At 46.6% G+C, this 12,131-nt stretch carries 11 protein-coding genes; 3 read left to right on the forward strand and 8 right to left on the reverse strand.

The features are described 5' to 3' along the window. Positions 1-15: 15 nt before the first annotated feature. From FCL45_RS15540 to FCL45_RS15555, 4 genes are all read right to left on the reverse strand, one after another. Positions 16-1,059, reverse strand: a complete 1,044-nt coding sequence (locus FCL45_RS15540; protein WP_136796617.1) for a radical SAM protein — start codon at positions 1,057-1,059, stop codon at positions 16-18. Positions 1,060-1,090: 31 nt separating this feature from the next. Further along, positions 1,091-1,708, reverse strand: a complete 618-nt coding sequence (locus tag FCL45_RS15545; RefSeq protein ID WP_275942933.1) for a nucleoside deaminase — start codon at positions 1,706-1,708, stop codon at positions 1,091-1,093. A gap of 116 nt (positions 1,709-1,824) precedes the next feature. Continuing rightward, on the reverse strand, positions 1,825-3,087 hold the full coding sequence (locus FCL45_RS15550; RefSeq protein ID WP_136796616.1) for a TFIIB-type zinc ribbon-containing protein: 1,263 nt from the start codon (positions 3,085-3,087) through the stop codon (positions 1,825-1,827). Positions 3,088-3,090: 3 nt separating this feature from the next. Next, positions 3,091-4,230, reverse strand: coding sequence for an SPFH domain-containing protein (locus FCL45_RS15555; RefSeq protein WP_136796615.1), 1,140 nt, complete (start codon positions 4,228-4,230; stop codon positions 3,091-3,093). 128 nt (positions 4,231-4,358) lie between these two features. Here FCL45_RS15555 and FCL45_RS15560 point away from each other — a divergent pair, with 128 nt between their 5' ends. Beyond that, positions 4,359-4,724 (forward strand): hypothetical protein, encoded by a 366-nt coding sequence (locus FCL45_RS15560; RefSeq protein ID WP_176360054.1) that lies wholly within the window; start codon positions 4,359-4,361, stop codon positions 4,722-4,724. 64 nt (positions 4,725-4,788) lie between these two features. Here the strand turns inward: FCL45_RS15560 and FCL45_RS15565 are convergent, their stop codons facing one another. The 4 genes from FCL45_RS15565 to FCL45_RS15580 all read right to left on the reverse strand — a co-directional run bounded on the left by FCL45_RS15565 (position 4,789) and on the right by FCL45_RS15580 (position 10,948). Continuing rightward, on the reverse strand, positions 4,789-5,292 hold the full coding sequence (locus FCL45_RS15565; RefSeq protein ID WP_136796614.1) for an FmdB family zinc ribbon protein: 504 nt from the start codon (positions 5,290-5,292) through the stop codon (positions 4,789-4,791). A gap of 62 nt (positions 5,293-5,354) precedes the next feature. Further along, positions 5,355-6,428, reverse strand: a complete 1,074-nt coding sequence (aroB, locus tag FCL45_RS15570; protein ID WP_136796613.1) for a 3-dehydroquinate synthase — start codon at positions 6,426-6,428, stop codon at positions 5,355-5,357. Positions 6,429-6,700: 272 nt separating this feature from the next. Next, the gene (gene sat / locus FCL45_RS15575; RefSeq protein WP_136796612.1) at positions 6,701-7,978 is read right to left on the reverse strand and encodes a sulfate adenylyltransferase; all 1,278 of its coding nucleotides are present in this window, start codon (positions 7,976-7,978) and stop codon (positions 6,701-6,703) included. Positions 7,979-8,437: 459 nt separating this feature from the next. After that, positions 8,438-10,948: a heavy metal translocating P-type ATPase gene (locus tag FCL45_RS15580; protein ID WP_136796611.1), complete on the reverse strand. Its 2,511-nt coding sequence runs from the start codon at positions 10,946-10,948 to the stop codon at positions 8,438-8,440. 111 nt (positions 10,949-11,059) lie between these two features. On the opposite strand from FCL45_RS15580, the gene FCL45_RS15585 reads away from it, so the two are divergent. Both FCL45_RS15585 and FCL45_RS15590 read left to right on the forward strand, forming a co-directional pair. Beyond that, positions 11,060-11,254, forward strand: coding sequence for a heavy-metal-associated domain-containing protein (locus FCL45_RS15585; RefSeq protein WP_136796610.1), 195 nt, complete (start codon positions 11,060-11,062; stop codon positions 11,252-11,254). A gap of 337 nt (positions 11,255-11,591) precedes the next feature. Next, on the forward strand, positions 11,592-12,125 hold the full coding sequence (locus FCL45_RS15590) for a GspH/FimT family pseudopilin (RefSeq protein ID WP_136796609.1): 534 nt from the start codon (positions 11,592-11,594) through the stop codon (positions 12,123-12,125). Positions 12,126-12,131 lie beyond the last annotated feature (6 nt).

Below are 12,131 nucleotides of genomic sequence, written 5' to 3' on the forward strand. Positions count from 1 at the left end.
TTCAAAGAACAGGCATCAGCCGATCTCCTGCTTCAGGAGACAGCATGAAATCCTGTGCAGTGGCTTTCCGGTATCGTCATAATCGATAATATCCGGCTGAAGCAACTTATTCATCACACACCCTTCAGCAATATTCAATTGGAAGAATTTATCTTCGGTAAAACCATCATTTTTGATGAGTTTGCCGGATTCAATTCGATAACTGTGTACCGGGTGATCTTCGCAAAGCGGACATTGATATACTCGACCATTAGGGAAAATGAAGTAATTTTCCGCTTCAGTCCCTGCACATTGAAATTCTTCGTCATCTGCCAGAAAAACTTTTGGATATGTGACATGGATGCCGGCTTCGGCGGCCGTTTGTGCCACCGCAGGTACCACTGCAAGCCACTCTTCCCGGCTTAACTGTAAAGAGTCGCTATCAACTTCAGCCGACTTTCCTCTGAGCCCGATTACCTGAATGAAAAACTTCTCGACTCCCAGCTCAAGCAACAACGGCACCATACGGTGCAGGTGGTCAATGTTCTTCTTACTCACCGTATAGATCAGGCTGACCTTGAAGCCCTTCGCCAACGCCTTTCTCAGATTACTGACACACGTATCATAAACGCCTTCACCACGTATCGGATCATTAACTTCAGCGTCCGGCCCGTCTAAACTGAAACTGAGATAGTTGAGTTCGTCAGGGCTGATTTTCTCAAGAAAATCATGAAAAAGATACCCATTTGAATCCACAGTTACGTCGTATCCCAACTCCCGGGCAAAACGTACCGCTTCCGGCAAATCCTTGTGCATCGTCGGCTCACCGCCAAGAAAAATGACATTGCCAACTCCCCGCCCATCACGGGAGGCTGTAGCGAGCTGCGTTTCGTCAGGCTGGAACAACTTCAACCATTGCCTGATGGTGGTAATCGAAAGCGTCTGGCTTCCATGCTGCTCCGGATTGATGTAACAGTGGCTGCACGAAAGATTGCATGCTGTAAGTATATGAAAGAATATATTTTTTTCGCCTGGACGAAAACCAACAGTCCTCAGGGCTTTTTGCGGGGTGGAACTCATGATGCGTCCTCAATACATATTCAAAAGTGAATCAAACAGAGACCAGCGGTTGCTCCAAAGTATACTTTGCAAGCAATGTATCTTTAAGATAGTCATTGTTGTTCGAACCAAAAAACTGCTGAAATAACCTCAGACTTTCAAATCTCATCACTTTGGGAACTATCGATATCTCTAATGATGAATAGAGTGGCGACAAAAGCTTTAACGGCAAATTGGTGCCACCACCCATTACATCTTCATAAGCATACACCACGGAGCGTACACCATTAACAATCATGGTTGAATAGCACATCAGACAAGGCTCCATCGTGGAATATACAGTAACCCCGGACAAATCAAGGCCAGGCTGGGATTGCTGGAGATTTCTTAAAGCGACGATCTCTGCATGATCGAGTTCGTTCATCTCAGCAGCACTGTTTCTCCTGCCCCCCGATGCAATAATTTTGCCCTCGGAAACGATTACACAACCCACCGGAAATTCGTTGTTCAATAGTGCCTGCCGTGCTTCTGCCAAAGCATGACTCATAAATTTTTCATGGCCGTCCATCTCTTTCTCCTTAAACAATTCGGCCATTAGCCAATTTGTTTTCACGATCTTCCCGGTGGTAACCGGGTAAGCGCTGACTCCGTGTACAACTATTGTTTGCATCCAAAACATCGATCCGACAACGTATTAAAGCAACTTCATCCGTTAAGCTGAGAAGCAGGCCAGACTCTATTCAGTTTCTCGCAAAAGGTCAAAAAGAAGATGGAGGGTTGCCAGCTTCACAAACCTCGTCCAAACCTTAACGCTGCCGATGAAATACTGAAACCTGTATTCTCCTCTATCCAATCGTGACAGGATGGCTTGAATGGGATGTACTGGAGACAAATGCCTTTCACTGAAAATTGCAATCCCGGCAACAATTGCATTATTCGCCTTGCATTCACGGCGGAGGCCGCGATTACCGTCTTCAAAGCCTGTATGGCCTCCGAATATGGCAAGGTGGCAGGGTATCTTAGCCCATTCTTTACTTTTAGAGTTGCAGAGCTCTGCGGTAAGGAGTGCTGGAGGAGAGTGACATTCCTGGCGGTATGCAAAAACGCCTCTGGATTCAATTTAAAGGCAGGAATAAGAAAAGCAAGAGCATGTTCCCTGTGACGAGCATTTACCACTACAGGTTGGTTCGTTAACTGTATAAAGTCTGCAAAGCTCGACAGCGAAATTCCCCTGCCCTCGCTCCCCTCTACCTGCAGGTGCCAGAATGGCAGATATTGCATTTCTCTACTGCTGGTTGGCATCACCTGGTGTTTCACTTTGACAAATCGCCCTTTTTCCTCAAGCCATGCCGCATTGCAATTCTCACAATGCAATACCAGGCTGTTCACCTCTCCCTGCAAATCATCGCCACAGCCCGGGCATATTGTCGACAAAAAACGTGGCTCCCAGTTTTTGTCAAAATCAAGCATCCGCTTCGTTTTGGGATTGGGGGAGGCGTTGCCAAGCTGATTGTGAGTGATTCCATCGAACATTCGACCTTTAGACTCATATACCGGCAGATATATCCTGCTGACAGTCTCACCAATGAATGCCCGGTGCTGTACTGTGCTCGTCTTGTCCTTGTCAAAAAGCGTAGTGAGTTTTGCAGCCTCTGTTAAAATCGTTTCTCCCTTGACATCTTGCGGCACGAAACGGCCCTGCAACTGTTCCGTCACCGGAGCGGTAGCCATCGCCTGGGGCCTTAACCCCAGAGAGATAGGCAAGTGTTGAATACTGTGACCTACCCTGGTGGTATCGATGAGCTTATGACGAACCCGGTCCCCCTGGCAAAAATAGATACTCCCCTTAAATCGCAAATACGGCATATAGAGCAGCTGCGCATAATCTATATGGGGTGGGAGTTTTGCCGGAAGTACGTAACGTGGCAATCGCTGGTGAATTCTGTAATTTTTGACCTCACAGAATTCACAACGAATCAAGCGACTATTCTCATTAATCCGTATTTCAGCTCCACAGGAAGGACACGGCTGGGTAATTGTGAGTTCCATAAATCAGCCGAGCCGTTCACCGCAATTGTTGCAGAACATAGAACCTGGCATATTTTCGGTACCGCAGCCGGAACAAAATTTTGATTTTACCCCTTCACCGGCTTTTTCACCGCATCTGGAGCAAAACTTTGCCTGTGGTGGAAGGTTTTTGCCACAATTCGAGCACTGGCTCAACACAACCTGCTGATGGCCACACATAGGACAAAACCTTGCGCTTTGCGGAATTGAACTTGAACAGTCCGGGCATTGAGAATGGACCTGATTCTGTTGACTCTGACTGTTTTGTTGAAGAGTTGAAGCAAATATCCCTGGCAACATAAGCCCCATCCCCATCCCCAAACCTGCTCCGGCACCAGAGCCTGCCTCCCCCTGCCCTTCTGCTGCTTTTTCCATAGCCATGGCAGCTTTAAGCTTTACGAACTTGTCCATATCCTGGATTGCGTTCATTCGACTCTTGTCATCTATAGCTTTTTGCACTTCATCCGGGGGAGTTATCGAAGTAATGTAGAGATGACTGAGATTCAGGCCAAAATGGGCAAAATCCTTGACCAGCCTTGCCTGAAGCTCGGCAGACAACTCATCAAATTTCCCTGGAAGATTGAGTATTGTATCGAGTATTTCACCCAGGTAATCGTTAAACCTGGAAACTATCACCCGTTTGAGATAGCTCTCCACCTCTTCGGTGGTGATTTTTCCCATTGTGCCCACAAGAGAGTTTATAAACAATACCGGCTGGACAACATTGATATTAAATACCCCGTGAGCCCGCAGGCGGATCAAGCCAAATTCTGAATCACGGAAAGCAACCGGGTTTCTCGTACCCCACTTGAGGTTGGTGAAATATTTCAAGTTCACCATATACACCTCAGCTCGTAATGGGCTGTTACCCCGCCATGGAATTGACAATATTTTTGTCAGGATTGGCAGGTTCAGAGTTTTAAGGGTATGCCTGCCTGGACCAAATGCATCACATGCTTTTCCCTGATAAAAAAGTACAGCCGCCTGGCTTTCTCTGACGGTCAGTTGGGCACCGAGCTTTATCTCTCCTGAACCGCTTTCCGGGAGACGATGAACCAACTCCAGCCCGCTCTCATCAAACCACTCGATATTCTCAAGGAAAACTGCACTGTCAAACCTGTTCATGAACTATCTCCAAGATCAATTAACCAGCAATTTATGCGAATACTGTACATTACAAAACAGAGTGCTTCCAGCTTTGCAAGACCGTTAAAACACATTATATTAAAATTTGTAAGCAACATATGGAAAACATGAGAGAGGATAACATGAGCTTTAAGGACGAATGGGATTTAGCAAGCGCACTCAAGGTGTTACAGCACCCCACTGTAGATGGAAAACTCTGGGCTGAAGCTGTCGAGTGGTTGCTAAAATACGGTCCGCCATCCATTAAAAAAATTCTTCTGGAAGCTTCTCAGACCGCTACAGAAATGCAGTTCCCAGAACTGGAACCATCTCACCACACTGCAGACGGAGAGCCGGTTTATGATGTGGCTCAGCTGGCAATTACGCTTGGTATATCAGAGGAAGAAGTTCTGGAAATTATAGCAAAAAAAGGTGTTGAAAAAGAGCCTCTTGAGCTGTTCGACAGTGAGAATGTATCTAAAACCATTCACTGATAGCCGTTGCATGAGCATGCCGGAGGCGGGAATGGAATTCTTTATTATTTCCATTCCGGCCTGATCAGTTTTCTACCCGTTGCAGGGGATACAATGTTTCGTCCTTAATAGGGGGAGCGCCAGCTGAACGAACCTTCTTTTGCAGTGAATCAAGGTTGAAATCGTCATCCCCCAGCACATCACCCATCTCCTGCTCTATCTGGTCGGGATCTTCACCAGCCTCCATCCTGCTGATTGCCTCTTCCATTGCATCTCCCAGATTCAAACCGGTTTGCCTGGTGAAATTACGCATCAGAGAGGCCATCTGGCGAGGATCGTCATCATTAATTCCTTCAGCCTCTCGCATTATCGACTCAAAGGCTTGCTCCATCTTTGTCTCATCCAGGCCTGCCAGAGCATCTGTTTCTTCGGAGCCTTGGGACCGGATAGTTGCGAACTTTGACACCTGTCTGGCCAAATCTTTTTTGCCGCACCTGGGACAATCCGGGCGGGTAGTGGTGTCTATTCTCGAAGAGAAAAAGTTAAAGATAACATTGCATGAATCGCAATAAAATTCATAAATCGGCATGTTCAGTTCACTCGTTCTTCAATGATAAGGTTTCTCAAGTCGCAAAAAACATTCGGGGTGAATCAATTAAGCACCTGGTCGATCAAATCCACACTCACGTCATCGGTTATATAGGTGGAACCGATTTTATCAGGCAGTACAAATTGCACTTTGCCAGAAACAGCCTTCTTGTCGGTTTTGAGATATCGTTTTATTTCGGCTCGGTCAAGATCTCCTGGAATCTCAGTCGGCATACCATAAGAGATCAGGATACTGGTTATACGATCCAGAACATCCTGGGCTAAAGTCCCCTTCAATATACTCAATCGAGCAGCGGCCACCATGCCTATAGAGACAGCAAGTCCGTGGATAAGCTGAAAGCTGGAAGCTCCTTCAACTGCGTGACCTATGGTGTGACCGTAGTTCAAGATTTTTCTCAAACCACCTTCCCGCTCATCTTCAGCAACTACCTCTGCCTTTATTGCGCAACACCTGGTAATCATATCAACAATCACCTCAGGGGCCAGGGAAAAAATCCTTTCACGTTCTTTTTCCAGAAACATAAAAAAACCTTCATCCCAAATTACGCCATATTTAATGACTTCGGCAAGTCCACCGAGCAATTCCTGGTCATCAAGTGTCTGCAACACCTCAGTGTCTATATACACTGCTCTTGGCTGATAGAAAGCACCTACGAGATTTTTCCCCTCCGGTAGATCTACACCAGTCTTGCCGCCAACAGAGCTATCCACCTGGGAAAGCAGGGTTGTAGGAATCTGGATAAAAGGAATCCCTCGCATGTAGGCCGAGGCGAGAAATCCTGCGATATCACCGGTCACGCCACCGCCCAACGCGATAATCGCATCATGCCGATCATACCCTGCCCGGGCAAGCTGACTGGCAAGATCAGTCACGGTAGCCATGGTCTTGTTCTCCTCTCCAGCAACAAAGGTGAACATCCTGGCGCTGATACCGGCGCTATCGAGAATATTCAGCAAGCGCTCGCCATAGAGCTTTGCTACATTGCTGTCACTGACCACTGCATACCTGTTGCCGATTCTACTTTTTGACAGTTCAGCACCAACTCTATCGAGACATCCCGGTTCTATATGGATGGGGTAACTCCGATCTCCGAGCCCCACACGCAACTCAGCCATACAATTTTCCTCATATTCCCTGGCACCCAACTACCACGGTAACCAGATATAAAAACAGACGACGGATGGACTAAAAAAAAAGAGATTCAGTCTACACCCATGAATAATGGTAGCCATTAGTTATTACATCAATCTTCTTTTACCAATACAACAACAAGAGCCTGAGGTTAAAGATGATCAGCGACAAAACCTTACCCTTTTTGACAGCAAAAAAAAAGGAGATACCACCCGGCTGGGCAGCATCTCCTTTATACTACAAGATGAAGTACTAATTACATAGCGTCGCCAGAGGCTGCACCCTGCATCTTAACTTCAACTTTCTCGGTCAGACCCTCGTAGTAAGCGCGGAGGTGTACGAGAACTTCGTCACGACCAAAGTGGTCAACGATCTCAGCACCATCAGAAAGAGCTTTACGGAGTTTGGTACCAGAAAGAATAACGCGGGACTCTTTGTCATGGTTACAGGTACGGAGAGAAGCCATACCATCACACTTGTGACAGTAGAAGGTCCAGTCGATCTTCATTGGCTTACACAGCAGATCTTTGGCAGCATCACCGGTGGTCGGGATGCGATCAAATATTTCCTGAGCCTCGAACAGACCGTAGAAGTCACCAACACCAGCGTGGTCACGACCGATCAGCATGTTGTTAACACCGTAGTTCTGACGGAAGGTAGCATGGAGCAGACCTTCGCGAGGACCGGCGTAACGCATATCCAGTGGGTAACCAGCAGAGATTACGTTCTCTTTAACAAAGTAGTTCTCGATCAGGATGTCGATAGCCTTAACACGAACAGGTGCAGGGATATCGCCTGGCTTGAGGTTACCGATCAGGGAGTGAATCAGAACACCGTCACATACCTCAACAGCGATCTTGCAGAGGTACTCATGGGAACGATGCATTGGGTTACGGAGCTGCAGAGAAGCAACGTTAGCCCAGCCACGCTCTTCGAACATTGCACGGGTCTCAGCTGGGGTCAGGTATACGCCTGGGTACTCTGCAGGATACTCGCCCTGGGAGAGAACTTTAACAGGACCAGCAAGGTTGAATTCTTTCTGAGCCATTACCATGATAACGCCAGGATGATCTTCAGGTGCGATCTCCCAGAACTTACCATCTACAGACTCTTCGCCTTCACCCATGAATACTTTCTCACATTCCCACTTCTTGTCAGCTTCTGTCATCTCGAACTTCTCGTTGACAGTCATGGTAGCGAAAACTTCACCATCTTTAACGAGTGCGATCTCAGAACCTTCAGCGATGTCGGCAGCATCAGCAGCGCTTACATCAAGAGTAATCGGTACAGGCCAGAAGGTGCCATCAGCCATCTGAAAGCTCTCACATACGCCCTTCCAATCAGCTTTAGTCATGAAACCATCCAGAGGGGAAAAACCACCAATACCCATCATGATCAGGTCGCCTTTGGCACGATCAGAAATCTCTACCTGCTTCAGGCCAGCAGCTTTTGCTTTCTCTGCTTCGAGTTCTGCGCCTTCGAGGAGGCAGCATACAAGACCTTTTCCGCCGTGTGGTGCAACTAATTTAGACATAGAGTTCCTCTTTTATAAAGTTTTTAGATATATAAAAAACTATTGTGCCCCAACCTTTGAGACACAATGAACTGAACTACTATTCTTCGTATAACCTCAATGAACTGAACTGCTATTCATTTATAAGGGATTATTTATAATTTGGTCAGCGTAAAAGTCAAGCGAAAAGCGAGTGTTGGATCTTCAAGCTACTCGACAGGCACAACCAGTTGACTCGACGTTACAAATTTTGCTCGGCGATCAGCGGCTTCAGAGCAGTTCCATACTCATCAAACCACTACGGGGGAAAACATAAACCATGTTTTTTAACATGAAGACGGATAAATAGAAGTCGCAAAGAGGGCTCCCCCGACATTTTACACTTCAACCATGGTAATTATTCTATTTCAAAAAAAGAAATTTCAATTTCTAACAATTATCAAAATCTGTTTGCAAGGCAGGAAAGTAATGGTAAGCATCTCAGGTTGCCCTGAACATTCTCAGCCTGAGCGCGTTGGTTACCACAGAAACAGAACTCATAGCCATGGCAGCCCCTGCAATCATAGGGTTGAGAGCCGGTCCCCCAAATATATAGAGTAATCCTGCAGCAATCGGAATCCCTGTGACATTGAAGGCAAATGCCCAAAACAGGTTCTGCCTGATGTTGTTCATCACAGCCCTGGAAAGTAATAGGGCTGTTCTCACTCCCTGCAAATCTCCCTTCATCAGCACGATATCACCTGATTCAATGGCGATATCTATGCCTGTTCCCATGGCTATCCCGACATCGGCCTGGGCCAGTGCAGGCGCATCATTGATGCCATCGCCTACCATGGCGACTTTCATGCCCCGCTTTTGCAGATCCTGTACAGCTATAGATTTCTGGTCCGGTAATACTCCTGCTATAACTTCATCAATGCCGACTTTACCGGCAATATTCTTTGCGGTTTTCAACTGATCACCAGTTAGCATGACGACACGTTTATTCAACGCCCGTAGCGCTTCGACAGTTTTTGCACTTTCAGTTTTCAACTGATCTGCGACTGCCACAACTCCGGCGAATTTTTCATTTATACTAATATATAGTACTGTTGCACCAGATTCCTCCAGCGAATGAATTTCCGTATCAAAACTCTCTACACGGGTAAGCCGCTCCCTTAAGAATTCCTTATTACCAATCAGGACCTTGTGTGATTCCTCATCAATTACAACTTCAGCACTAATCCCTCGACCCTGGAATGGAGTAAAGGAGGCTGGTTGAACCAAATCAATACCGGTATCTACTGCTTTTCTTACGATAGCAGCAGCTAAGGGGTGCTCTGACATCTGCTCGGCTGAAGCTACAAGGCGAATAAGTGTGCCCGCCGGCATTCCTGACACAGGTAATATCTCTGATACTTCAGGTTTTCCTTCTGTTAAAGTGCCTGTCTTATCAAAAACAACAGTATCAATTTTTTCTGCTCTCTCCAGGGCAGCGCCGCTTTTTACCAGTACCCCAAGTTGAGCCCCCCTGCCCATTCCGACCATGAGTGAGGTCGGAGTCGCAAGCCCCATGGCACATGGGCAGGCAATTACCAGTACGGCAATAAAAAAACGTAACGCTTGAGAGAAGTCGACACCGCCTATGAAATACCAGCTAAGCCCGGTTATAAGAGCAAATATCATAACCACTGGCACGAAATAGAGGCTTATTCTATCCGCCATGCTGGCGATGGGGGCTTTCGTCCCCTGGGCATCCCGTACCAGACGAACGATTCTGGCAAGCATAGTGCCCTCTCCGGTTTCTTCACATCGCAACTGCAAGACACCTGTGGTATTTAACGTACCTCCGAAAACCTTGCTATCGAGGGCTTTAGATACTGGCATGGGCTCACCTGTGAGCATCGATTCATCGACCTTGCTCTTACCAACCACTACAGTGCCATCAACCGGAATTCTCTCACCAGGTTTAACGAGGAGTACATCCCCGGGCTCGATCTCTTCAGCGGCGATTGTCCTGTATTTGCCATCAACAATCAGGGTGGCATTTTCTGGAGTCAGCTCAAGGAGTTGACGAATCGCATCGGAAGTGTGCGACTTGGATCTGTTTTCAAGATATTTACCTAAAGATACCAGAGTCAGTAAAATACCAGCTGATTCAAAATAGAGATCCATCGCCCGGGCCACGGCATCTATGCCCAGGCAAATCTCTATAAAATTCCAGATTGAATATATTAGAGCTGCACCGGTGCCAACTGCGATAAGCGAATCCATATTCGGCACTTTACGTAAAAGAGCGGGAATACCTGTGAAATAGAAATTCCTGCCCAGCCAAACGATTGGCATAACCAGCAGCAGCTGAATAAGTGCGAAATTTACAGGTGATACCTGGGGAGCAATGATGGACGGCAGCCGCAACCCGACCATTTCTCCCATGGAGATACAGAGTAAAGGAATTGCAAAAGCGAACATCATAATCAGCCGTCTTTTCATTTGGCTGAGTTGAGTTATCATCTCTTTGCGCTTTGTCTCATCAGACAATGAACCTGAGCTAACGATTTCAGCAGAAAAGCCTAATTTCTCAATAGTTTCCCGGATTGAGCGCACCTTAACCTTATTGCGATCCAATTCAAGCTTTGCCGTTTCTGTTGCGAGATTTACGGCAATTGACGTTACACCTGGGATTTGGCCCACAACTTTTTCAATTCTGCTTGAGCAAGCTGCGCAGTGCATGCCACCAATCTGCAGCAGGAGATCATCAGCTTTTTCCGAAGAAGGATCAGCCAATTCAAACCCAAGGGAAGCCACCCGCTCCTTCACATCATCGAACGCAAGTTCACTTTCATTCCAGCGCAGATCCAGTGTCTCTTCTGCGAGGTTTACTACAGCGCTATCAACTCCAGGCAAGCCACCGACTACACGCTCTATTCGACTTGAGCATGCCGCACAATGCATTCCCTGCACCGGCACCTTGATATGTCTCAACTGCATGCCTGAACTCATCTCACTCATAAACCCACCTGAATAACTATTCTCTTGATTTCTAAATTTCCAATCATTATGCTTCCCTTACCATCCTACATTGTAGGAATTAAAACATAATTCAATTTATCGAGGTGAACAATGTCTACCGTTAAAATTAAGGGAATGAGTTGTAACCACTGCGTCAACTCTGTTCGTGAAGCTCTGGCTAAAATTCCTGATATCAAGGATATAACCATTGACCTTGAAGCAGGCGAAGCACAATATGCAGGAGAAGTCGATCCAGAGAGCGTAAAGCAAGCTATTGCCGCTATTGGCTTTGAGGTTGTTGAGTAACAGCTCTATCGTGGCCAGGACTCTCTGAAGCCGGCAAAGTAGATCCCGGCTTCAGAAGCCACTCTGTTTTTTGAACTTGAGCAACAACCTTTCAACGGAATACATGCTCCAGTAATCCAATATTGCTATTAATTTTTTTTACATCCCCACCCCGCCACTGACATATATCGTCACCAGACCTCTTACATTTTTTATCTTCTCCGCATCGTACAAGAACACCGTTTTCTTTTTAACTCCGGTGTTTTGTCCATAATCCTGCGGGATTCACTGATATTCTATCCAGGTATGGAATTTGCTCATTAAGAATAAATTCCATTTCAACCCTAACAGTGATGCCATGAAGACATTAGATTTTTTCATTGTCCCAAATCAGAAGTCTCAACATGAAGCTGGATACACACTCATTGAAGTGCTCATGACCATTGCCATCTTCACTGTCCTTGTATCAATTGCCGTCCCAAGCTTTCTCCATTGGATGCCAGGCATCCGGTTGAAAGATGCATCCACCGCATTGCTCTCAGACATGTATCGTGCCAAGGCTGAGGCCATAAAAAGAAACCAGAACGTAGTCGTTCAGTTCTCAACCGTTAATTGCTCCCCTTCAGTTCCAGGCGGCCAGGGAAACTATCTGATATTTATTGATGAAAATGACAACAGCACCCTTGACGCTTCCGAAACCACCCTGCTCCAGAGATTCATGCCTGACGAGGTAGCGCTTTGTTCTGAAGATGAGACTTTTGGCGGTAACACCGGTTTTACCTCCCGAGGCTTTCCAATTGCTCTGAACACGGGTGATATTGTCCTGAAAAACACAGATGATCGGTCACATAAGGTCTCCCTTAATGCTGCCGGTAATATTTCACTTAATTAATCAGCC

Source organism: Desulfosediminicola ganghwensis (assembly GCF_005116675.2).
GTDB classification, from domain to species: Bacteria; Desulfobacterota; Desulfobulbia; order Desulfobulbales; family Desulfocapsaceae; genus Desulfopila; species Desulfopila ganghwensis.